This is a genomic window from Sphingobacterium siyangense (genome assembly GCF_007830445.1).
In the GTDB taxonomy this organism is placed as follows: domain Bacteria; phylum Bacteroidota; class Bacteroidia; order Sphingobacteriales; family Sphingobacteriaceae; genus Sphingobacterium; species Sphingobacterium siyangense.
This window is the reverse complement of the sequence record NZ_VLKR01000002.1, coordinates 160,934-184,171: the sequence shown is the minus strand read 5'-3', so window position 1 is coordinate 184,171 and position 23,238 is coordinate 160,934. Positions and strand designations below refer to the sequence as shown.

The 23,238-nt window shown below is 38.9% G+C and carries 26 protein-coding genes; 12 read left to right on the top strand and 14 right to left on the bottom strand.

Annotated features, from left to right (window positions below; translation table 11 throughout):
• Positions 1-70: 70 nt before the first annotated feature.
• On the top strand, positions 71-1,072 hold the full coding sequence (locus IQ31_RS03115) for an aldo/keto reductase (protein WP_088162076.1): 1,002 nt from the start codon (positions 71-73) through the stop codon (positions 1,070-1,072).
• Between the two features lie 128 nt (positions 1,073-1,200).
• Here IQ31_RS03115 and IQ31_RS03110 read toward each other — a convergent pair whose 3' ends face one another.
• The 9 genes from IQ31_RS03110 to IQ31_RS28045 form a co-directional block, all read right to left on the bottom strand.
• A complete protein-coding gene (locus IQ31_RS03110) occupies positions 1,201-2,937 on the bottom strand; it encodes a HAMP domain-containing sensor histidine kinase (RefSeq protein WP_075993223.1) in 1,737 nt (578 codons plus the stop codon).
• Between the two features lie 24 nt (positions 2,938-2,961).
• Positions 2,962-4,083 carry a histidine kinase gene (locus tag IQ31_RS03105; protein WP_075993224.1) on the bottom strand — a complete coding sequence of 374 codons (1,122 nt, stop codon included), beginning with the start codon at positions 4,081-4,083 and terminating at the stop codon, positions 2,962-2,964.
• A 62-nt stretch (positions 4,084-4,145) separates the two neighbouring features.
• A complete protein-coding gene (locus tag IQ31_RS03100; RefSeq protein ID WP_088162077.1) occupies positions 4,146-5,231 on the bottom strand; it encodes a porin in 1,086 nt (361 codons plus the stop codon).
• 47 nt (positions 5,232-5,278) lie between these two features.
• The gene (locus tag IQ31_RS03095; protein WP_145327078.1) at positions 5,279-5,845 is read right to left on the bottom strand and encodes a K(+)-transporting ATPase subunit C; all 567 of its coding nucleotides are present in this window, start codon (positions 5,843-5,845) and stop codon (positions 5,279-5,281) included.
• A gap of 25 nt (positions 5,846-5,870) precedes the next feature.
• Complete coding sequence (gene kdpB / locus IQ31_RS03090) at positions 5,871-7,880, bottom strand: potassium-transporting ATPase subunit KdpB (RefSeq protein ID WP_145327077.1); 2,010 nt, start codon at positions 7,878-7,880, stop codon at positions 5,871-5,873.
• 25 nt (positions 7,881-7,905) lie between these two features.
• The gene (kdpA, locus tag IQ31_RS03085) at positions 7,906-9,591 is read right to left on the bottom strand and encodes a potassium-transporting ATPase subunit KdpA (RefSeq protein WP_075993228.1); all 1,686 of its coding nucleotides are present in this window, start codon (positions 9,589-9,591) and stop codon (positions 7,906-7,908) included.
• Positions 9,592-9,732: 141 nt separating this feature from the next.
• Positions 9,733-9,810, bottom strand: a complete 78-nt coding sequence (locus IQ31_RS28185; RefSeq protein ID WP_075994865.1) for a potassium-transporting ATPase subunit F — start codon at positions 9,808-9,810, stop codon at positions 9,733-9,735.
• A complete protein-coding gene (locus tag IQ31_RS03075) occupies positions 9,811-10,188 on the bottom strand; it encodes a DUF7674 family protein (protein ID WP_075993229.1) in 378 nt (125 codons plus the stop codon).
• A 27-nt stretch (positions 10,189-10,215) separates the two neighbouring features.
• Positions 10,216-10,338, bottom strand: a complete 123-nt coding sequence (locus IQ31_RS28045) for a hypothetical protein (RefSeq protein WP_257786997.1) — start codon at positions 10,336-10,338, stop codon at positions 10,216-10,218.
• Positions 10,339-11,019: 681 nt separating this feature from the next.
• Here IQ31_RS28045 and IQ31_RS03070 point away from each other — a divergent pair.
• From IQ31_RS03070 to IQ31_RS03055, 4 genes are all read left to right on the top strand, one after another.
• Complete coding sequence (locus IQ31_RS03070; RefSeq protein ID WP_075994866.1) at positions 11,020-11,751, top strand: 3-keto-disaccharide hydrolase; 732 nt, start codon at positions 11,020-11,022, stop codon at positions 11,749-11,751.
• Between the two features lie 384 nt (positions 11,752-12,135).
• Positions 12,136-12,351, top strand: a complete 216-nt coding sequence (locus tag IQ31_RS03065; protein WP_145327076.1) for a hypothetical protein — start codon at positions 12,136-12,138, stop codon at positions 12,349-12,351.
• Positions 12,352-12,483: 132 nt separating this feature from the next.
• Positions 12,484-12,696: a hypothetical protein gene (locus IQ31_RS03060; protein WP_158638785.1), complete on the top strand. Its 213-nt coding sequence runs from the start codon at positions 12,484-12,486 to the stop codon at positions 12,694-12,696.
• A 51-nt stretch (positions 12,697-12,747) separates the two neighbouring features.
• The gene (locus tag IQ31_RS03055; protein ID WP_145327074.1) at positions 12,748-13,209 is read left to right on the top strand and encodes a hypothetical protein; all 462 of its coding nucleotides are present in this window, start codon (positions 12,748-12,750) and stop codon (positions 13,207-13,209) included.
• Positions 13,210-13,284: 75 nt separating this feature from the next.
• Here the strand turns inward: IQ31_RS03055 and IQ31_RS03050 are convergent, their stop codons facing one another.
• The 4 genes from IQ31_RS03050 to IQ31_RS03035 all read right to left on the bottom strand — a co-directional run bounded on the left by IQ31_RS03050 (position 13,285) and on the right by IQ31_RS03035 (position 15,429).
• Complete coding sequence (locus IQ31_RS03050) at positions 13,285-13,755, bottom strand: hypothetical protein (RefSeq protein WP_075993232.1); 471 nt, start codon at positions 13,753-13,755, stop codon at positions 13,285-13,287.
• Between the two features lie 160 nt (positions 13,756-13,915).
• Positions 13,916-14,233 (bottom strand): DMT family transporter, encoded by a 318-nt coding sequence (locus tag IQ31_RS03045; RefSeq protein ID WP_088162084.1) that lies wholly within the window; start codon positions 14,231-14,233, stop codon positions 13,916-13,918.
• Positions 14,234-14,311: 78 nt separating this feature from the next.
• Positions 14,312-14,869, bottom strand: a complete 558-nt coding sequence (locus tag IQ31_RS03040) for a Crp/Fnr family transcriptional regulator (protein WP_145327073.1) — start codon at positions 14,867-14,869, stop codon at positions 14,312-14,314.
• 17 nt (positions 14,870-14,886) lie between these two features.
• Complete coding sequence (locus IQ31_RS03035) at positions 14,887-15,429, bottom strand: DUF4269 domain-containing protein (protein WP_088162086.1); 543 nt, start codon at positions 15,427-15,429, stop codon at positions 14,887-14,889.
• 123 nt (positions 15,430-15,552) lie between these two features.
• Between IQ31_RS03035 and IQ31_RS03030 the strand changes: the two genes are divergently transcribed.
• The 4 genes from IQ31_RS03030 (at position 15,553) to IQ31_RS03015 (ending at position 20,385) form a co-directional block, all read left to right on the top strand.
• Entirely contained in the window at positions 15,553-15,921 is a 369-nt protein-coding gene (locus IQ31_RS03030) for a DUF1801 domain-containing protein (RefSeq protein WP_145327072.1), read from the top strand.
• Positions 15,922-16,110: 189 nt separating this feature from the next.
• Positions 16,111-16,491 (top strand): carboxypeptidase-like regulatory domain-containing protein, encoded by a 381-nt coding sequence (locus IQ31_RS03025; RefSeq protein ID WP_145327071.1) that lies wholly within the window; start codon positions 16,111-16,113, stop codon positions 16,489-16,491.
• 117 nt (positions 16,492-16,608) lie between these two features.
• Positions 16,609-19,377, top strand: a complete 2,769-nt coding sequence (locus IQ31_RS03020) for an outer membrane beta-barrel protein (protein ID WP_145327070.1) — start codon at positions 16,609-16,611, stop codon at positions 19,375-19,377.
• Positions 19,378-19,440: 63 nt separating this feature from the next.
• The gene (locus IQ31_RS03015; protein WP_145327069.1) at positions 19,441-20,385 is read left to right on the top strand and encodes an MBL fold metallo-hydrolase; all 945 of its coding nucleotides are present in this window, start codon (positions 19,441-19,443) and stop codon (positions 20,383-20,385) included.
• 42 nt (positions 20,386-20,427) lie between these two features.
• Here IQ31_RS03015 and IQ31_RS03010 read toward each other — a convergent pair whose 3' ends face one another.
• The gene (locus IQ31_RS03010) at positions 20,428-21,027 is read right to left on the bottom strand and encodes a nitroreductase family protein (RefSeq protein ID WP_145327068.1); all 600 of its coding nucleotides are present in this window, start codon (positions 21,025-21,027) and stop codon (positions 20,428-20,430) included.
• Between the two features lie 142 nt (positions 21,028-21,169).
• On the opposite strand from IQ31_RS03010, the gene IQ31_RS03005 reads away from it, so the two are divergent.
• The 3 genes from IQ31_RS03005 to IQ31_RS02995 all read left to right on the top strand — a co-directional run bounded on the left by IQ31_RS03005 (position 21,170) and on the right by IQ31_RS02995 (position 23,226).
• Complete coding sequence (locus tag IQ31_RS03005; protein ID WP_198385931.1) at positions 21,170-21,466, top strand: winged helix-turn-helix transcriptional regulator; 297 nt, start codon at positions 21,170-21,172, stop codon at positions 21,464-21,466.
• 34 nt (positions 21,467-21,500) lie between these two features.
• On the top strand, positions 21,501-22,067 hold the full coding sequence (locus tag IQ31_RS03000) for a Crp/Fnr family transcriptional regulator (RefSeq protein ID WP_145327067.1): 567 nt from the start codon (positions 21,501-21,503) through the stop codon (positions 22,065-22,067).
• Positions 22,068-22,140: 73 nt separating this feature from the next.
• Positions 22,141-23,226 carry a DUF418 domain-containing protein gene (locus tag IQ31_RS02995; RefSeq protein WP_145327066.1) on the top strand — a complete coding sequence of 362 codons (1,086 nt, stop codon included), beginning with the start codon at positions 22,141-22,143 and terminating at the stop codon, positions 23,224-23,226.
• The last annotated feature ends 12 nt before the right edge of the window (positions 23,227-23,238 follow it).

Sequence of the window (23,238 nt, the reverse complement as noted above, 5' to 3'; positions counted from 1 at the left end):
TCTGTTTGATTGTCTTAACTCGCTTCGTTTGTTCCATATGTACTTTTGTATTGAACAAAATGTAATCATTATGAAATATAGAAATCTTGGAACAACAAATGAAAAACTCTCTGCGATTGGATTAGGTTGTATGGGAATGAGCTTTGCTTACGGACCTACGGACGAAAAAGAGAGCATTGCAACATTGGAAAGAGCATTGGACCTCGGCATTAATTTTTGGGATACCGCGGATATGTACGGCAACGGTGCCAATGAGGAACTTATTTCAAAAGTGCTTGTTCCCAACCGTGACAAAGTTTTTATTGCAACAAAATTTGGATTTCGCTTTAAAGATGAAATAGCAGGTCCAAGTGGTACGGCAAACACCTATTTCGATGGCTCGCCCGAATGGATAAAATTAGCGGTAGAAAAAAGTTTAAAACGCCTTGGAATCGATACCATAGATCTTTATTATGCGCACCGCGTAGACCCCAATATTCCTATCGAAGAGACCGTAGGCGCTATGGCAGAATTGGTTAAAGAAGGAAAAGTGAGGTATTTGGGTTTAAGCGAAGCATCTCCCGCATCAATCATTAAAGCAAATACCGTACACCCTATAGCTGCTTTACAGAGCGAATATTCGCTCCTTACACGTGATGTAGAACAAGAAATCTTACATACCGTAAGGAAATTGGGGATAAGTTTAATTCCTTATGCGCCTCTAGCGCGTGGATTATTTTCCAATTCTTTAAATTTAGAAGATCTTGCTTCGGACGACTTTAGAAGAACCTTACCTCGAAATCAAGGTGAACATGCATTGAACAATGCACATTTAGTCGCCAACTTCTCCCTAGTGGCAAAAGATAAAAACTGTAGTCCAATACAACTCGCTTTAGCCTGGGTACTGGCACAGGGAAATGACATCATTCCTATTCCAGGAACTAAAAAAAGAAAATACCTGGAGGAAAATGTTGGTGCCCTTGATGTACAATTATCGAATGATGATTTAAAAAAAATAGATGAAATACTTCTTAAATACCCCAATATCGGAGCACGATACAGTGAAGGTGCTATGGCTTTAGTCAACCATTAATCCATTTTTGAGATTATAAGTGGCTTGCCGGCGCCACTTATAATCTCAAAAATTGTTCTCCTCTCATCCGTCCTTATTATGTTGTCATAATGTGCTGTATGAACAGATACGAATCGTTTAATATGGTATTAATTATCGGAAATCGCAGTACGCAATGAAAAATAGAAAGAACTTCCTGCGCCATAATCACTTTCAACACCAATTTCGCCACCTTGCGCTTCTATAAACTCCTTACTAATACTTAAACCAAGTCCTGTTCCACCCTTTTTTGACCCTGGCACACGGAAGTAACGCGCAAATATTTTATCCAGATATTTCGGCTCGATCCCTTGCCCACTGTCGGTAACGATAAATTTTGTTTTAAGTTCGCTGTTTTCCACTGCGATACGAATAAGCGAATCCTCATGGGAGTAACGTATTGCATTGGAAAGAAAATTTGTAAGAACCCAGGCCGTTTTCTCATTGTCAGCAAATATAGCTTTCACATTAGGTCCTACCTCGATAACAAAGTGGATATTTTTTTGATTCGCAGCAAATTGATTTGCCATGATAGCATATTCAATAATAGGCTGTATTTCTGTCGTATGTAAGTTAATTTGAATAGAACCACTTTCAACCTGCGTCATATTTAACAGTTCACCGGTTATTTGAAGCAAGCGGTTAGAATCATCTTTTATTCCATTTAACAACGTGAGCTGCTCGGTATTCAGATGACCTATTTGCTCGTTTTCCAACAATTGAACCCCCATCTGAATCGCCGCAATAGGTGTTTTGAACTCGTGCGAAACAGTACCGATGAAGTTTGTTTTTGCAAGATCAAGTTCCTTAAATGGCGTAATATTCTTTAGGATAACCACCTGCCCGATAAACTTTGGCTCAAGTTCACCCGTAGGCAAAACATTGATATCGATAACATCTTTTTCAAAATAGCTTTCTCTATCATCTGCATAAATTTTAACAGCATTTTTTTCACGTTTTTCTACAGGAAGAAAAAGATCTTTAAAAATATCCTTAGCAAGATCATTTTCATCTGAAACCGCTAAAGCAGATCTTCCGAGAAGTTGATCTTTATGTAGATTTGTGATGCGAAGTGCTTCCTCGTTGACAAAAATGACACGTCGCTCTTCGTCGAAGCCTATCACCGGATCATGCATATGATCAACAAGAGACTCAATTCGTCTTTTTTCCTTTAAAATTTTTTCAAGTTTACTTTCAGCGTATTCTTCAAGTTTCTCTGCCATGGAATTAAATGAAGCGACGAGTTCGGCAAACTCACCTCCGCTCTGCACCTGAATACGCTCTTTGTAGTTCTGTCCTGCAATCTGTCGAATACTCGCTGTCAATTTTGCAATGGGGTCAGCTATATTGGACGGCAAATTGACCAGCAATATAAAAGCAATGATAAAACAGAGCGCCCCGGCAAATGAAATGACCAAAATTGCATGTTCGGCGGTGCGATCCGCAATAATACTCTTCCGAGAAATTGCCGTCATATTTTGTTCCATTAACAAGGCAATATCCTTTCTGATAGACGAGACAATAGTAACATCTAAGGGCTTATCTCGCAGTTTTAAAAAATGTTTGGCAATTGCGTTTGTTGTTTGCTGCTCTCCGACTTCGGTAACATTTTTCCGTTGTTTGTCAAGATTAATCTGGAAATTATTAAAAGCAGCTTTTTCAACAGGAATTTCCTCCAATGCCAATAACATATTCTTGGCGTACAGCAGCGTATTGTAGTTCGCTGTCAGTATATTTGCGGTATCCTTTTTTAACCGGTTTACATACCAACCACTTAGTGCGGCAAGTAGAAAGATCATGAGAAAAAGTGATCCTACACCAAAGGTAAGTTTCGTTTTTATTTTCATCTTATTCACAATTTGTCTTTATCATTAAGACAATATAATCAGGTCGATGTCTTCGGTCGACAGTTGTGCCAGCAGTTTGCTAAATGTATCCTTAGCAAGTAACATCCTTAAAAGAGATAATCGTGGTTTTCCAATGCAAACTGTGGTGATCTTGCGGAGCTCGCACAAAGCGATGATCTCTTTTGCCACACTGTGACTTTCTACTTTGATAATTTCTCCACCAAGTTCTGTCGCCAGTTTAAAGTTATTGATCAGGTGTCGTTGTTTGTTTAAGGCTATCCGATCTCCGCGCTCTTTTGGCAACTGTACATAGAGCAAAAACCAACTGCTATTATAATATCCTGCTAAACGTGCTGTTTTTCGGATGACGTTTTTTGCTTTTATTTCATTAGAACTTATACAAGCCAGGAAACGCTCCTTTCGCACCCATCGTTGGGGTTGAACTTCAATCTCTACTTTGCGTTGAACCTGGGAGGCAACTTCCTTCAAAGCCATTTCACGCAATTGTAAGATATGTTCGCTTTTAAAGAAGTTTTGAAGCGCTGCCTGAATTTTTGACGCGTCATAGATCTTGCCCTCTTTTAGGCGAATGATAAGCTCTTCTGCAGTAAGGTCAATATTAACGACTTCATCTGCGGAATCAATAACACTATCGGGAACACGTTCTTGTACTTCAACACCTGTAATCGCTTTGACCTCTTCGTTTAAACTCTCAATATGCTGGATATTAACAGCGCTGATCACATTAATCCCCGCTTCAAGAATCTCCATAACATCCTGCCACCTTTTGGTATTTTTACTGCCTTCAATATTTGTATGTGCCAACTCATCGATAATAACAACCTCGGGATGTGAATTCAAGACAGCATAAAGGTCCAGTTCCTCCAACTGTTTGCCTTTGTAAAAAAGATGGCGTCGGGCGATAAGGGGTAGACCGTCGAGCAATTGATGTGTTTCCTTCCGATTATGTGTCTCAATATAGCCAATACGCACATCGATTCCTCCCTGTAAAAGGGTATGTGCATCCTGTAACATACGGTATGTTTTTCCTACGCCTGCACTCATACCGATATAAAGTTTGAAGCGACCTCTTCTCGATTTCCGAATAAGGTCCAAAAAGTGTTCAGCGCTTTTCCTCTCTTCCATTTTTATTGCCTTTCATTTCAGAAGGTTCCTGCCGATCCAACACACGGCAGGAACGATTGTTTTTAAAAACTAACGGTAAGTGCTGTTACAGCCGTTACACTATTTTTCACCAACTTATTTGTCCGATCAAGGAAAATAGCATCTTTATTCGTGAGATTACGTAGTTCCGTACGCCAAAGAACATTGGGAAGAATGGCATAATCTGCATTTAAAGAATAGCCAAACGTTTGAAAACCTTGCTCTGTAGTCGTAGAAACGATCACACCATGCTTATCGTTGTAATATTCTCCTCTTGCTGTTAAGCTAAATTTTTCGGTCGTCGCGTATCGTGCAATTAACACTGGGGTGTACCATACATTGTACTTCGAACTACCTTTTGCTTTTTGTTCAGCTCCAATATCAAATCCGAATGTGATTCCCAGCTTTTCGTTCATTTGATAAATTGCATATAGGTTATGAAAATAGCGCATCTGTCTGACGCTATCCGCTTTATCACTGCCTATAAAAGAACCACTATTGATGGTCCATTTATCTGTCGGTTTATAGACCAATTGATGCCCAAATGCTGGTAAACTGCTACCATCTACACGTTGAATCCGCTGCCATCCGTTTAAAATCAGCCCACTTAAAAATAGTTTTCCCGATGCGGATGTATAGGATATTTTTGCTCCTGTTTCAAAATAAGGTGAATTATCCGCAAAAATACTCCTTGTTACAGTCCAATTATCCTTTCCTATAGCACTTTCAAAGCCCAAATGGGAAGAAAATATGCCAGCATCGATCCATAAATTATGTTTTTTCGAGATACGTATACCGGCGTTCGCTTCGTAAATATTTTTTAAGACTCCGGGTTCCGCACCGTAGTTGGCATTCATATATGTACCAACACCTAAAGCAAGATTTGCACGGGTATTTGTTGTTTCGTATGCAGCTTTTAAAAGTGCCAAGTTTATGTTTACTTCATTCGTCCTATTGTGACTATATACAAAGCCTGGACGTGTATTTCCAAGTGGATTGTTAAAGTCCCGAAGGTAATATGCTTCAAGGTAACCACTGATAGACAATCGGGTATTTTGAGTCGTATCTTGCTGTGCAAATAATTGTGTTGCCCCTGCGAGTAAACAGGCCAACATCGCTAGTTTTTTCATGTAAATTGTTCTTATAAAATGTATATCGATAACCCTTTAGGTCAATTTTATTTTTCAACCATCTTGTCCAAAGCAATATTTAGTTCAAGGACATTGATTTTGCGAGGTCCAAACATATTCCATAAAGGCGTCTGAACGTGGGCATCAACAAGAGACTGTAGGCTATTTACCGATATACCTCTCGCTTTCGCAACACGATCAATTTGTATTTTTGCGGCCTCGATGGAGATATCTGGATCCAAACCACTACCACTGGCTGTAACAATGTCTACCGGTACCTGTTCGCGTTTTACAGTAGGATTGTGAACTAAGAAAGTATCGATACGGGCCCTAACTTCCGAAAGATATTCCCCATTAGAGGGTCCTTTGTTACTTCCACCCGATCCAGCAGCATTATAACCAACAGCTGAAGGACGCGACGAGAAGTAATCATCCCGCGTAAAGGCCTGTCCAATATTTCTGTAATACTTTTGCCCATTGTACTCAAGCATTTCCCCTTTTCCATGATTGGGTGCTATTTGAGCTATTGCCCATACGAGGGCTGGATATACCACTGAGAGCAGGAGCATTAAAACAATTGTAATCTTTATTGCCGGATATATATGAGTTTTCATCTTTGCTTTTATTATTAAAAATGTATTAGATAAATAGGGAAACCAGTAGGTCTATGACCTTGATACCAATAAATGGAACGAGTACTCCACCAAGTCCAAAAACAAGCAGATTTCTCCGTAACAGTGCGCTTGCACCTATAGGTTTGTATGCGACTCCTTTCAATGCCAAAGGAATCAGTAATGGGATAATAATTGCGTTAAAGATGACAGCTGATAGTATGGCACTTTGTGGACTACTGAGCTGCATAATGTTTAAACCTTGAAGTGCGGGTATTGCTGCAATAAACAAGGCCGGAATGATAGCAAAATATTTGGCGACATCGTTTGCAATACTAAACGTCGTTAGCGTACCTCTGGTCATCAACAATTGTTTGCCTATCTCCACAACCTCTATCAATTTGGTTGGATCATTGTCGAGATCGACCATATTTCCGGCCTCTTTTGCAGCTTGTGTACCGCTGTTCATCGCTACACCAACATCGGCTTGTGCAAGTGCCGGAGCATCGTTTGTACCATCCCCCATCATGGCGACCAATCGTCCATCAAGCTGTTCTTTTTTGATATAGTTCATCTTGTCTTCAGGTTTCGCTTCGGCTATGAAATCATCCACTCCAGCTTTTTCCGCAATATATTTGGCCGTCAACGGATTGTCTCCCGTCACCATAACAGTCTTGATACCCATTTTTCGCAACCTTTCAAAGCGTTCATGAATTCCGGGTTTTATCACATCCTGCAATTCTATGACACCGAGAACCTGTTCATTCTCTGCAACGACCAATGGGGTTCCCCCATTTTGAGAGATAAGCTTTACGCGTTCATCTATTTCCTGAGGGAACAGATTTCCAGCCTTTACAATGATATTCCGAATAGCATCTGTTGCACCTTTACGAATACGTGTCTGTGCAAAGTCTATTCCTGAGCTACGGGTCTCAGCGGTAAACTTAATGAATACAGGGTTTTCGATCTTATAGCTCGATGGGTCGACACCAGCCAATTCAACAATTGATTTCCCTTCCGGTGTTTCATCCGCCATGGAGCTCAATGTGGCTGCACGTACCAGAGCTTCCTTCAGGACGCCATCTGCGGGGTAAAAATTTGTCGCCTTACGATTTCCGATCGTAATAGTTCCAGTTTTATCAAGCAACAAGACATCAATATCTCCTGCCGTTTCAACTGCCTTGCCACTTTTTGTTATGACATTTGCACGAAGTGCACGATCCATTCCCGCGATACCAATTGCCGATAAAAGACCTCCTATTGTTGTTGGAATCAAACAGACAAAAAGTGAAATAAACGAAGCAATGGTGATACCAACATTGGCATAATCCGCAAATGGTTTTAAGGTCACCGTTACGATAATAAATACAAGTGTAAAACCTGCCAGAAGGATTGTTAATGCAATCTCATTAGGTGTTTTTTTGCGGCTTGCCCCTTCAACCAATGCGATCATCTTATCCAAAAAGCTCTCCCCCGGTTCTGTCGTTACCTGCACGAGAATTCGATCGGACAAAACCTTGGTACCACCGGTAACTGAACTTTTATCACCTCCAGCCTCGCGGATCACCGGTGCTGATTCTCCGGTAATTGCACTCTCATCTATGGTTGCCAATCCCTCAATAATCTCCCCATCCAATGGAATTACATCTCCCGCCTGGCAAACAAAAACATCATCTTTTTTCAGTTGAGCGGACGAAACTACCCGACCATCACGCAGGGTTGCTGGAGTTTCCTCCCTAGTTTTCCGAAGACTATCTGCTTGCGCCTTACCGCGGGCTTCGGCAATTGCCTCAGCAAAATTTCCAAACAATAAGGTTAAAAATAGAATAAGAAATACCGTAAAATTATAACCAAGTGTACCTTGTGATTTTTCCCCAGTCATTATCCAAAGACAAACGACGGCCATAATCAGCGTCCCGATTTCCACGGTAAACATCACTGGATTACGGAACATTATTTTAGGATTTAGCTTCACGAAAGATTGCTTTAAAGCTTGTTGTACAAGTTCTTTCTGAAACAATGTTTGTTGATCGCTCATTTTTAGAATTCTTTAATTTTAAGTACTACATGGAAAAATATTCCGCAATTGGACCCAATGCCAACGCAGGGAAGAAAGAGAGTGCTGCAATAATCGCGATCACAGCGAATACCATTAAACCGAATGTACTTGTATCTGTTTTTAGCGTTCCCTCACCCTCAGGTATAAATTTTTTCTCAGCCAATAATCCCGCAATAGCAATTGGGCCTATAATCGGTATAAAGCGGCCGAGTAACAATACGATACCTGTCGAAATGTTCCACCAAATTGTATTATCTCCAAGACCTTCAAACCCGCTACCATTGTTAGCTGCGGATGAAGTATATTCGTATAATATTTCACTAAAACCATGAAATCCAGGGTTATTCAATGTAGAAGCACCTTGGGCTGGAAACGCTGTAGCAAGTGCTGTACCGACAAGGATTAGAAAAGGATGGGCAAGAGCAACAATCATAGCAATTTTCATTTCCCGCGCTTCAACTTTCTTACCCATAAACTCTGGTGTGCGCCCTACCATCAAGCCACTAATGAAAACGGCGAGTATAATAAAAATGAAGAAATTGAGTATTCCCGCGCCTACACCGCCATAAAAAGCATTCACCATCATCGCTATAAGTTCGTTCATACCAGATAAGGGCATGTAACTATCATGCATAGAATTGACGGAACCCGTCGAAATCATCGTTGTAACAATACTCCAAAACCCCGATGCCGCTGCACCAATACGTATTTCCTTTCCCTCCATGGCGCCCATAGACGTGTCAATACCCATCTGTGCGATCGCTGGATTTCCAGCCATCTCCATTTTTATATTTGGTATTGTCAGGATGATAAACCCAATGGTCATCACACCAAACATCATCCATGAAAATTTACGCTTGCGAATAAAAAAGCCGAATGCAAATATCATCGCCATCGGGATAATAAACTGGGCAATCATTTCCACCATATTGGTCAAATAATTGGGATTTTCAAATGGATGCGCACTGTTCGCACCGAAAAAACCACCTCCATTTGTACCAAGATGTTTAATTGGGACAAAGGCAGCTACTGGTCCTCGGCTTACCTGTACGGTATCTCCAGCGACAGTAATCATGCTGTCCTTACCTTCGAAAGTCATCGGCATGCCTTGGAATACGAAGATGGCAGCAACCAAGACAGAGATAGGCAGTAAAATCCGGGTGCAAGACTTCACAAAGAAATCGTAAAAATTGCCCAATTGTGTTGTTGTCTTATCCCTAAAAGCTTTGAAAATAACCACTGCAGCAGCCATTCCCACGCCTGCGGTAACGAATTGAAGAAACATGAGCCAAATTTGTCCTAGATAGCTCACTCCTGATTCACCGGAATAGTGCTGGAGATTACAGTTGACCAAAAAAGATATACTGGTATTAAAGGCCAAATCAGCAGTCATTCCAGGATTCCCATCTGGATTTAAAGGCAAATGTCCCATATTCATCAGGATAGCCATGCTCAATAGGAACCACAGTAGATTAATTGTCAAAAGAGCAACGAGGTGCTGTTTCCAAGTCATCTGGAGGCTAGGATTAATTCCTGTCACCCGATAAAAAAATCGTTCCAATGGTTGAAACAATGGATCTAACCAGGTTTTTTCATTGCCATATACCTTAGCTATATATTTCCCAAGGGGAAGTCCGAGTAGTAATGTTACGATGAACATCACTATGATTCCAAGAATCTCTGTATTCATTTCTTTAGTTGATTTGTATAAAAAGTGTATCATGACCGATCGTCATCTAACCTCAAGCTCTTCTTTTCGCTATGTAACACGAAAAGAACTGACTGAAAGCGGGATTTCATCGCCGACGATAGAGAATGAGTAATCTTGTTATTAAAATTTTTCTGGCTTTAGAAGTACATAACAGATATATGCAAAAACCAGTAGTGCTACAATAAATAAAGCTGTCATTTACTTTGATATTAATAGATTATGAATTTGTTGTCCTTTAAGGACCTCTAAAAATGGTATTGGTAGCTGAGCTTCGATTACCGCCCATGCATTGACCGAACTGATGCGCCGAAGACCTCCTAAAGATCTTACAAAGAGATTTTCCAGAATGTATTTGACATAATGGTTTCCTCGCCCATAAATCATTCCGAGGAAATGAATATGCTGGCAAATTTTGTCCGTACTTTGCAATATAATTAAGCTCCGAAGGTGATTAATAACGGCCTGTAGGGCTCCTGCAAAATTGTGCTTCCGCAATAAGAAATTAATCTCTGATCGGATTTCCTTATAATGGAGCGCCATATACAAACCTGCACCGTATTGATTTAATTTTTTCATGTTGTGCGTAAAACTATACTTCAAAATCTAACCGATATAGAGTTGAAAAATCATTGCAATAATCAACACCACTACTATGATCTTCGCTATACGGTCTCCCGATAAATTATGTGCGGAACTTCTGCCTTTATTTTCTTGCTTCTCTTTCATATTATTTCTTTCATATTTTGCCGAAAAAATCGACCATTTTATAGAATAACCAGAAGAACAAAATTCCAGTTATGACGAGTATGATTGTTATTACCATTGTTAAATTTTATTAGTGAATCGCGATTTCATTTTGTTAAACTCAATTACATACCAGCAGCTTTACCGATCGTCCCTCTCGGAGGACTCTTGCCACATACTTTTCTTTTCCGTCCTGTTTTCATATTTACATTCATTTGTCCCAATAAGCCAAACAATGTTCCACTATGCCATAAAACATCATAACACACTGTTATTCAGATGTTATAAAAAATAAGCCACAAAATAGCATTGGCGAATCCTATCATTTTGATAAGGTTATTTTATCAAAATGAGAATGACTATGCTGAAAATGTGATCAAATCATTATAATGTGTAACTTGTCATTTATACTTGAAAGGTGACCAAAAAACATAGAGGGCTTGAACCAGTCTATTCTATAAAATGACGGAAAAGAATGTTTTAAAAATTCATAAATGAATAGGAGAATAGGTGAACCTCCGAATGAGTATTAGCAGAAGTACTATGTAACAAATTTGCAAAGTAACATGAAATTATCGCCAAAAGTTCATATTAAAAATTATTTTAGGGGATACATATTAAATGGGAAAACTTATTAAAGAGACACTTATACAAATAAAAACAATGATAAACTTAAACCTTTTCAAAAAAATCATCTTATCGGTCTTTATGGGCTGTATTTTACTCTCCTGTCAAAATGAAAAAAGCAGTCCGAATACATTAACAGAAGAAGAGCAAAGTAACGGCTGGCAACTTCTATTTGATGGTACCACGCTTAACAATTGGCATACCTACAATAATAGTAAAAATGCTCCTACAGCCTGGGTCGTTAAAAATGGGACTATTTACTGCAATCCAAACAGTGAAAGCCAAAAATATGACTTAGTATCGGACAAAGAGTATAAAAATTATGAGTTTAAGTTTGAATGGAAGCTCGAAAAAGAGGGAAATAGTGGCGTTTTTGTCAATGTACAGGAAAGACCGGATATCAATGCGACCTACCATTCAGGACCAGAATATCAATTGTTAGCAGATTCCCATCCTGATTTTGATAAGCCGCTAAAGCGTTCCGGCTGTCTTTATACATTTCTACCGCAGCAGAACTTTGTCAATATTAAAGCACAGGATGATTGGAATGAATCCAGTATTATTCAGAAAGACGGAAAGGTAACGTTCTACCTGAATGGTAAAATCACTGCTGAAATGGATTTTAATTCCGCTAAATGGAAAGATTTGGTAAAACATAGTAATTTCAAAGATTATCCAGAGTTTGGTAAACATATTAGTGGGAAATTAGCACTACAGGATTGGTCCAGAGGTGTTTCATTTAGAAACCTAAAAATAAAAACCTTATAATAAAAAAGTCCTTAGCAAATGCTAAGGACTTTTTTTTATGCAATAGCCTCAGCCCCATCATCCCGCTTTAACCCTCCTATTATCTTCCTGTTCCGCTTTCAATCCCCGCCTTTTGTCGACTGTCTTTGCCAATGAAATCCGTCAGGAGTTAAGCTCTCCCATCGCTAGACATTCAGTCCTTAATAAAGGATCTGCACCTTGATTTGAAAAAGATGCCTTATACACCCCAAAAACTTCACAAGCCTTTAGTATGTTAAAAAGAATTTAAAATCAAAATATGAATTAAATAAGAAATAAAATACTATGTAAAATAAATTGTAGCGAATTAAATTTCAAAAACGTTACCTATAGTAAGTCACATAAAATCCTGACTTAACTATATTAATGAAGAAAATTATATTCATCGTCCTAGTCTCCTTGATTTCGTTGGAAGGATATGGGCAAGAAAACATGCAAAAAAAATTAGAAATTCGAGTGGGGTATGGACTTATTCCGGTCCAAGAGATCGGTACAATGCTCGGTGAGGGAATATTTATGGGTTTACTCGGAAGAGAAGTAGAACATTCCAGCGGAACTGGCACATTTACTGCCGGGTATTGACGTAATTTAAACAAAAGACTGTCTATAGGCATCGACGGATTTTATGGTAAAAATACGGTTTCTTACAAAGATGATCTTGGGGATTCAAAATGGAATGTTTTTGGGGGGCTTTTGAATATGCGATATAGCTATTTGAATAAAACTAAACTTGAACTATATGGAAAAGGAGGTTTGGGCTATGCAAAATTTAACAATAGACAAAAAGAAGATAGAGAAAGCTTCGGTGCGCTATCCTATCAATTTACACCGATAGCCATTCGTTATGGCAATAAACTAGGTGTCTATGGCGAATTTGGATTCGGTTACCTTGGGATTGCAAATGTCGGGATATCCTTCAAATTGTAAATTATCCAATTTTGGTTCATTAACAGTTAAAACAAAACAAACAAAAAAAATATGATGTTAAAACTTACAATATCAGTAATTGCTGTCGCACTCGCTGCAAGCAGTTGTTCAACAACATTAAATACGAAAAAAATGAATACGGATACAACTGGTCTTTCCGTAAAAATTCAATCAACAAATGCTATTGCAGTTAAAAATCCAACGGGCAAGATTCGTCTGTATGCAGTTTCGGCCCAGATAGCAGATGTACCAGCTACAATGATTCTGGAAAAGAGTTTTACAGCGAACCAAATACCTTTTGATCTCAAACTCGATTTACCTAAAAATCACCTTAAGCTCATCCAGCCTAAAGTCAGTGACGCTGAGCCCATAAAATACTACGTAACATTAGATTGGGATTCCAACGGAGACGGCGAAAAGGGAAAAGGAGATATTGCGATTGACTTCAACAAAAAGTTTCCTACTGTGGTCATTGGACAAGAAAATGAAATTTTTGTCGCAGAATCCAAATAATAAAAAAGTTTCCCAAGAGGTATTCGTCGGAGAACGAGATAGCTCTTGGGAAACCACACTTCAATTAGCAGTAAACTACCGCCAGTCAATTCTTGTATCTATCCAAAAACAATCTCTATTCCGCCGAAATAAGTCGTCCGGTCTTTGGTGATTGTAGATAAGTTCTTCCAAGGCGTTAAAATTATAGCGAAACATGTCTTCATCTTTTGATTGAATGGGGCGCAGAATTGAATCTTCATCATCGATAAAAATGTCGGATTCAAAAATATTGATTCGATGCGCATTCACCCATGCAATAGCCGTCTCCTTACTCATGCGCTCCAATGCTTTGGTCGCTTCCTGAAATTGTTTCATTTCCCAGGGAAGATCTTCGGGATAATGTGAGGCAATATAGTCTTGATAAGCTTTTATATCACCTTCACGGAGACATTCGTTGCGAAGCAACAGCCTTGTTGTATCCCGAGCAAAGCTAATATACTCCGGTCGCATAAATAGGCCGTACCTTTTACTATACAATTCTATTTTTTCAGCTAGTTCTTGCCTCATAATTTAATTGCGCAGCAAAAATCATCCCAACCTACTCTCTTCTAATGAGTTTAGACTAAAAAAAATAGATTTTATATATTTTTAACAATCCAATTGAAGAAAATTGAGCGCACATTCTATTTTTTTATGTAGACTGCGATAAATAACATTTCCAGTATTTTTAAAAAATCTTTAAGCCAATAATTCCTGCGACGATCAATGTTGCAGACAGGAGTCTAAATACATTGGCCGAATCTCCGAAAAAAAAGATTCCGACCATTAATGTGCCCACTGCCCCTAAACCTGTCCATACGGCATATGCTGTACCTATAGGAATAGCTTTTTGAGCATAAAATAATAATCCGCCACTAATGCTCATGGAGACAATAGCTAATAGAATCCAACCAAATTTATTTGAATCTGGCTGTTGAGCCATTTTTAATCCGAGCGGCCAGCCAATTTCAAAAATGCCAGCAATAATCAATGCAATCCAATTCATTTTCAATAGTTTAAATTTCTAAAGCAAAGATAATCGCTATATAAGGGGCATTTTTTGACTTATATCAAAATCGTGTACTTATCGCCGTATCCGGCTAAGCGTTTCCTGTGTAATTCCTAAATATGATGCAATATGGCCAAGATTAATTCTATTTAACAAATTTGGCTGTAGGCGGATGAGAGATTGATATCGTTCTACTGCAGATTCGGTATGCAGGGACATAATCCGTTCTTCAAGAATAATACAAACCTCCTCAGCAATCTTTCGGCCTATAAGATTTAGTTCAGGATAAATCCTATACAATTCATTCAAATCGTCCACAGAAATTGCATAGATCTCGGAGTCTTCCAAAAACTGAATATTTTCAAAAGAGGGCTTTTCAGTATAAACGGGCAAAATCGATCCAAAAATCTGGTTTTCTTCACCAAACCAACTGTTCATTTCACGTCCATTTTTTAAGAAATAAGCACGAATCAGTCCTTTACGCAAAACAAAATAGCTTGATAAATGCTGCCCTTCCCTCAAAAAATGCTCACCCTTTTTCTTAAAAAAATAACGAGTTCTATTTTCTACCGCTTTCTCAAGCGCTTCATTGAGATAGCCATATTTTTTAAATTGTTCAATTAGGGGATTCATACTATTTTAGATTAAAATCATTCATAGTTTATCGAATTATCTGCTGGATTATACTTTAGAAGTTCTGTATATGCATCGCCTTCAATTCCCAATAGCTGACAAAATGCCGGCTCAGTTTTTACCCCGCTCCTTTTGAGCTGTCTGACCTGCTCAGCGAATTCTTCCCCCCTCAATTGAATGATTTCATGCTCTTTAAGCATATGTAAATATCCATTCTGAATTTCAGTTGCTTTATCCGTCGCATAAATTTCAAAAAGCTGTTCCTCAATCGAGAAGCTGCACACGATTACATGACCGGTAGCCCGCTGTAACCGAAAATGTGCATGCTGCGAAAAATTAAGAGACAGCTTTTCTTCAAGAGCATCAAAATCATCTACACACAGAATAATGTCTATATCGCTCCCATCAATATCTACCTGAATCGGTATCGTACCAACTACAATCGGACTGTAGCCCTCAAGACGGTTAATAATCTGATAATCCCTCAGTAACCGATAGGCTTTTTTTTGCACTTTATTTCCACTCTTCAAATACTCTATATTTCTAAAATTTATGGTCATAAGCAAATCGATAATTCGATCACACAAAATAGGTCAGAATATACTAAACAACAAAAGAAAATTGTAACTAAATCATATAAAAAAGGATAAGTCTTGTATCTTTATTTGCAACACATCATTCATATGCAGGAGATCCAACATTTCTATCTGAACCAGAAAGAACCAAATAAAAGCTGTCTTTTAGCATTAAGACATATTATCCTTCAACAGGATACGGATGTGAGTGAGACCATAAAGTACGGTATGCCTTGCTTTTGCTATAGAAAAAAAGCATTCTGTTACCTTTGGACCGACAAACGGACTACATTTCCGTACCTACTGATGGTTGAAGGTAAACATTTGGACCAGGTACAACTGGAAGCAGGTCAGCGTCTTCGGATGAAAACATTGCCTATTGATCCACAGGAAGATCTTCCGATAGACACAATCGAAAGTATTCTGACGGCCGCCTTAAACCTCTATCGCAATGGCACAATTAAAATTAAAAAATAGCCATCAACCAGTGAAATAACCTATCATCAACCATTAAACGATAACCTATATAATTACCAAATGAAGGCCTCATATAGCAGCGATTGTGGAAATATTTAAATAATATTTACTTAACACAAAATCAATAATACTCTCCTACCTTTATCGCGGTTTAAAAATCACCTAGTCATTTAAACAGCTACAAAACAAATGAGAAAACATTTGATTACCAGCATTTTGCTAAGCACAATTGGTACATCACTTACCTATGCGCAAAATGAAACCACCTCTGCTCTGAATGGAACCGTCAGAGAGGGAAATTCGCCAATCAATGGGGCGACAATTGAAGCCATACATTTACCTTCTGGGACAAAGTACGTTACTTCATCGCGAAGTGACGGTCGCTACAATCTCCCCAATATGAGAATTGGTGGCCCTTATCAAATCACCGTAACTTATCTGGGTCATTCACCCAATATCAAACAGATCGAGAAACTAGCTTTGGGACAAAGCTCAACATTAGATATTCAGATGCAGTCCGCATCGCAAGTGCTGGATGAAGCTGTCGTTGTAGGAACGAGACAGGGATAAGTCTTCAACTCCGGCCGAACAGGTGCAGCACAAAACATTTCCCGAACAGCGATTCAAAATCTACCTACACTCAATCGAAGCTTTACAGATTTTGTCAAACTGACGCCTCAATTTTCGATGCAATACGGTAATCCTTCGTTTGCAGGGAGAAGCAACCTTGCAAATAACTTTACGATCGACGGAGCGCTATTCAATAATGCTTTTGGATTACAGGGAACTATCGGAAGTCAAACAAACTCGCAACCCATCAATATGGACGCCTTTGAGGAGATTTCAGTAAACATCGCTCCTTATGACGTCAGACAAAATGGTTTTACCGGCGCTGCAATTAATGCTGTAACAAGAAGTGGTACAAACGAAGTACAAGGTTCATTAAATTATTATTTCAGAAATCAAAATTTAGTCAACAAATACAATTCGGCCGGGTTAAGAGCACCTGTCAACAACTTCAGCTTGAAAGGCTATGGTTTTACCGTAGGGGGGCCAATTATCAAAAACAAGCTATTCTTTTTTGCAAGCGGTGAGCTTGAGCGAAGAACAGACCCAGGAACAAATTTTATAGCTTCACGTGGAGGAAATACGGGGCCGAATGTTTCAACCGTATCTGCGGAGAAACTTGATGATCTAGCCAACTACCTAAAATCGATCGGCTATAATCCTGGATCTTATCAAGATTATCCTTTAGATACACGCAGTGACAAATTTTCCGTTAAATTAGATTACAATATCGATCAAAAAAATACTTTAAGCGCCAAATATTTCTACTTTCGTTCCTATCGCGACATCCTACCATCCAATAGTGGTGCGCCAAAAAATAATCGGCAACCGTCCAACCTTGGCCTACCTTTCAGCTCAGCAGGCTACGGTATAAACAACAACATGGACAATGTGAATTTAGAATTACGCACACGTATCAGTAGCAAATATTCAAATTCATTGACCGTAGGTTACAATGTCATGAACGATTTTAGGGAATCCAAAGGTGGTCAGCCATTTCCTTTGGTAGACATCATGAACCCCGACGGTAGTAGCATGACAGCATTTGGTTACGAACCATTTACAGCATTTAATAGTTTAAAGACGAAGGTATTTCAAGCTACAAACAACTTTAATATTTATGCCGGAAAACATGAGATTACATTGGGAGCCAATTTTGAAAACTACAAAACCACCAATGGATTTGCCCCGAACTATTATGGAGCCTATACATTTGCCAGTTTAGATGATTTCTACAACTCTGCAAAAAATAATGTTTCTAACGCAACCAAATACCAAATCCAGTATTCTGTTTTACCTGATGGATCATTTCCTTATGCAGAGATTTCAGCACGTATGTTTGGCCTATATGCACAGGATGCCTATGCTGTAAATGAGCATTTTAAATTGACTGCTGGATTGAGAGCCGATTTGACGAACATATCATCTCCCAATGATCTGAAAAATGATAATGTAACCAAGTTAAATTTTGATCAAGGTGAAAAGATCGATGTATCAAAATATCCAAAGAGTGCAATTCTTTGGTCGCCGCGAATTGGATTTAATTGGAATGTCAATGGAACAAATCAAACGCAGGTACGTGGTGGATCGGGAATTTTTACAGGTCGTCCGCCATTAGTATGGATTTCTAATCAGGCCGGCAATAATGGTGTCATGTTTGGTTCTGAATCCATCAATAATCCAACAAATAGACCGTTTACACCTGATGTGGATGCTTATCGCAACGTGAACCACCAAACTGCAGCCAACAACTCCAGTTATAACTTGGCGGTAACGGATAATAACTTCAAATTTATGCAGCTTTGGAGAACGAACCTTGCCGTTGACCAAAAATTACCGGGCGGTGTTATTGGTACTTTTGAAGCCATGTATTCGAAAGATATCAATTCGGTTTATTTCCGTAACGTCAATCTAAATACGACGGACGGAAAAGCTTTAGCTGGTGCCGATAACCGTATGCGCTATACAACACCACGTATCTATGGCGCCGCACAACCGACTCCTGAAAATCCTAACATTTCCGACGCTATTGTGATGTCCAATACATCAAAAGGCTATAGCTACACCCTTACAGGAACATTATCGAAAGAATTCAAAGGTGGTTTCTTTGCAAATATCGGTTATACCTATACAGATTCAAGATCTGTGAACGATGGAGGATCTATTGCGCAGTCAATGTGGCGTGATCGTTATGTTTCGGGCAATCCAAATAGTGCCGATCTTTCTTATTCAACTTATCTGGTTAAAAATAGATTTATTGCCAACTTCTCTTACCGTAAAGAATACCTGGATCATTTAGGAACGACATTCTCCTTATTTTATCAACTACAGGATGGGCCTCGTTATTCCTATACCTATGGCGGTGACCTGAATAATGATGGTTTGTCGGGCAATGACTTGATCTATATCCCGAATAGTAAAGCTGAAATTGCTCTTGTTGGCGACAATGCGCAAGACACTCGGACAGCTGATCAACTATGGTCTCAATTGAACGGCTACATTAATCAGGACAATTACCTGAATGCACACAGAGGCCAATACGCGAAACGTAACGCATTGGTAGGAAAAATGATCGGAACACTGGATATTCGTATCGCGCAAGATGTGTTTTTAAATACCAGCGGAAAGAAACATCAATTGCAGATTACTTTTGATGTATTTAATTTCGGTAATATGATCAACAAAAGCTGGGGAGTTGCCCAATTTGCCAACAAAGCAAACGGTATCTTAAATTACAAAGGATCGAATGCTCAGGGACAACCAACATTCTCATTCCCGTATTTAGATGCAACAAATCAGATTCCTTTAACCAACACGTTCTCGAACAGTGTGGATGAAACTTCACGCTGGAGAATTCAGCTGGGTGTACGTTACCGATTCAACCAATAAACAAAAAATAGTGTAAATTTGAACCCATCCTATAATAAAGGATGGGTTTTTAGTTTAATAATCATGAAAAAACTAGCGCTTTCCATTTTTACATTTCTTGTGACCATGACCTGTCATGCACAGCATTTTGACCTTGTCCCGCTGGGAATATATGGTGGCGAACAAGAAGACAATCTTTCTGCTTATTTAGTAGGAACTCCAAAAGACACGGCCTTCCTTTGCCTCGATGCCGGAACCATAAATACAGGCATCAGAAAAGCCATTGCATTGAAAAGTCTAAATGGTTCGGTCGAAACAATTTTACATAACCAAATAAAGGGATATTTCATTTCCCATGGACATCTCGATCATTTATCGGGTCTTATTATTAATTCTCCTGCCGATAGCAAAAAGAACATTTTTGCTATTGATCCGGTCCTTCAAATTCTACAAAATCACTATTTTATCACGGATACCTGGATCAATTTTGGCGACCAGGGCCAAAAACCCATACTAGGAAAGTATCATTACAACAGTTTACAAGAGGGGCTGGAAACGCAAGTACCAAATACGACATTATCTTTGACGGCATACGAGCTGAGCCATGTAAATCCATATAAAAGTAGTGCTGCCCTCGTCCACTACGACAACCACTATCTCCTTTACCTTGGTGATACCGGTGCCGATCGGGTGGAAAAATCCGATCAGCTAGATAAGCTCTGGAATACCATTGCCCCACTGATCAAAAACAAACAATTAAACAGTATATTGATTGAAGTCTCCTTTCCAAATAATCAACCGGAAAATTTACTCTTTGGTCACCTAACCCCCAGTTTGTTGTTAGAAGAACTGCTAAAGCTCAAAGAAAAAACGGGACTGAAAAACTTGGAAGGGCTAAGCATAGTGGTCACACACCGAAAACCAACTGGTAACAACCCTGAAATCATTAAAAACGAATTGCTCAAGAATAATCCACTTAAAGTAAATTATATTTTCCCCGAACAGGGCAAAAAGATAAGTTTAAACTAATGTAAAAAAGATGAAACCGATAGTGGTTTCATCTTTTTTTACCTAGAGTTCTTCAATTATATCTGCAATTGTCAAGCGTGATTTTGCGGTAATGGCAGGCTGATTTGCATCCTCCACATGTCGATAGCCAATAGCAACTGCAAACAGCGTCTGATAGCCATCGAGTTCCAGTATTTCATCGTAGACGGAATTTTCAATTCCTTCCATTGGGGTTGCGTCAATATGATTTGCAGCACAGGCTGCAAGGAAAAATCCCAAAGAAAGATACACTTGTTGCTTCATCCAGGATTGAACATGGACCTCCCCTTTCGACTGCAAAAATTGCTTATAGTAATTAATCGATCCCTCTGGAAGCGTGTTTGCGATTTGCTCTTCAAAGCGATCTACATCGGTAAGTGCACTAAACACAACCAGATGACTTGCCTCATTTATCTTCTGTGCGTTCCAATAGGATGCGGCAGCGAGTTTTTGTTTCATGTCCGCAGAAGAAACAAAGAAAAACTTCCATGGCTGGCTATTGATGGAAGATGGACTCAATCGGATTATTTCCTTTAATTCAGCGATTTTCTCCTCCGGAATTAGCGCTTCTGAATTATACTTTTTCGTTGTGTAACGTTGCTTTGCAATTTCTAAAAAAGCCATAACATACAAGATTAAATTAACTATATTTTTTATAGTTGCAAACTTAAATATAGTGTTATATATTTGCAATAACGGTCAAACTTGATAGTAACAGATGTATTTGATAGACAACAAACAATACCCATGCAGTACCAGCCTGACTATGAAATACATAGGCGGCAAGTGGAAGGCAGTGATTTTGATTCATTTAATTGAAAAAAAACGCTATAATGAACTGAGAAAAGAATGCGCCTTAATTACAGAGCGTACATTAAGCTTACAATTAAAGGAACTTGAGGCTGATGGTTTAGTAAAGCGTACAGTACATACCGACAAAGCTCCTTTGAAAGTAGATTACGAACTGACAGAATTCGGGAAAACACTTGTTCCACTACTCGAGTCGATCGCAGAATGGGGAAGAGAAACGGCGGGTCGGACCGAACGGATTCAACAAATGTAACGTCAGCAACTTTCGATCACTCAAATCAGCTATAATGAATGAGCATCTAAAAAAAATCAATGCTTTAATTGACGGTTTTGATGCGGAAACAAACTCAGCATTACAGGCCATTTCCAAAACCAAAAAATACAAAAAGGGCGAATTTCTTTTATATCAAGGTGAGGTCTGCAAGTCTAGCTTTTGGATAGAGGAAGGTATTACGAGGAAATACTATATGAATGAGAAAAAAGAAGTAACGACTGAGCTACTTTTTAAACATGATCTCGCAGTCGCCTTTAGCAGTTATGTTTCGAATCAGCCTAGCAGGGAGTTTATTCAGGCAATTACAGATGTTACTGTCTCGTGCATGGATAAAAACGCCTTTCAGCATCTCAAAATAAATCATCCACAACTCATTCAACTCGATCTTTTAATGACAGAATACTATACAATGTGGTTAGAAAAACGTCTGTTCGAATTTCACACCCTCAGCGCCATGGAAAGGTATAAGCTACTCCTTAAGGAGCAACCAGATTTCATACGCCATATACCGCTTACCTATATTGCTTCTTATCTGGGAATTTCCCTAGAAACATTAAGCAGGGTCCGCACAAAAATCTAATTATTTGATTTAAGTCAAATGCCAAACCAGTGCATCTTTCAAAATTTGCAGTACATTTTGAAAATCAACTATCATGGCAGAAAAAATCAGATTTATAGGATTTGATATCCTGAGAGCTTACGCAATCTTTGGGATGTATATCGTCAATTTTAATCTCGTTCTTGGAGATCCACAACATACCAGTTGGCTAGGCCAGTTTCTCACGCTCTTTAGTGGCAATTCGAGTACAATATTTGTTGTCCTATCAGGCATGGGACTTACTTTGCGAACAGAAAAATCTATTTACGCTTCTCCGCAAGAACAAGTTAAACTAAAGGCTATTGTGCAGAAGAAAGCAGGTTTTCTATTTGTTCTCGGATTATTATTATCTATTTGGTGGCCTGCAGATATCCTTCACTTTTATGGATTTTACATGTTTATCGCCTCCTTCTTGCTATTCGTTGATAAACAATACTACATACATGGAGCAGTTTTCTTCACGATCGTTTTTCATCTTTTGCTCATTTTAATTCCTTATGAAACTGGATGGAATTTTGATACACTAACTTATACCGACAACTGGAGCCTAAAGGGGTTTATCAGAAACTCTTTATATAATGGCTGGAATTCCATTTTTCCGTGGATGTCTTATTTCATGATCGGTATGTACCTGGGTAAACTGAACTGGACCAGCGCCATTGTTCAAAAAAAACTGTTTTTCATAGGATTGGTATTATACCTGGTAGTACAAGTTGCACAATGTATTCCTCAAAACCTCATTGGCATGGCAGCCTACTCTTTTCTAAACGCGGATTATCTTCCTCCGGTACTTCCATTTTTAATCAGTACAATAGGTTTTAGCCTGCTACTTATTAGCAGCTTCATGTACATTAGCCGCTTTATTACTCCCAATACATTTGTCAACTGTCTCGCGAAAACTGGCCAGATGACATTAACGCATTATATATCCCATTTAACATTGGGCATCCTATTATTTTCTTTTTTGGCTAGCAAAGGGGTGTTTCATCAAGTAATCGACCAACAAGCAACCTTATCACCAGGGATGATTCTCTTCCTATCATCGACCTATTTTATCGGCAGCTATTATTTTAGCAAAATTTGGACAAAAAAATTTAAGAACGGTCCATTTGAATTTCTTTTAAGACAAGCATCGAACTAGTGACACGCTTAA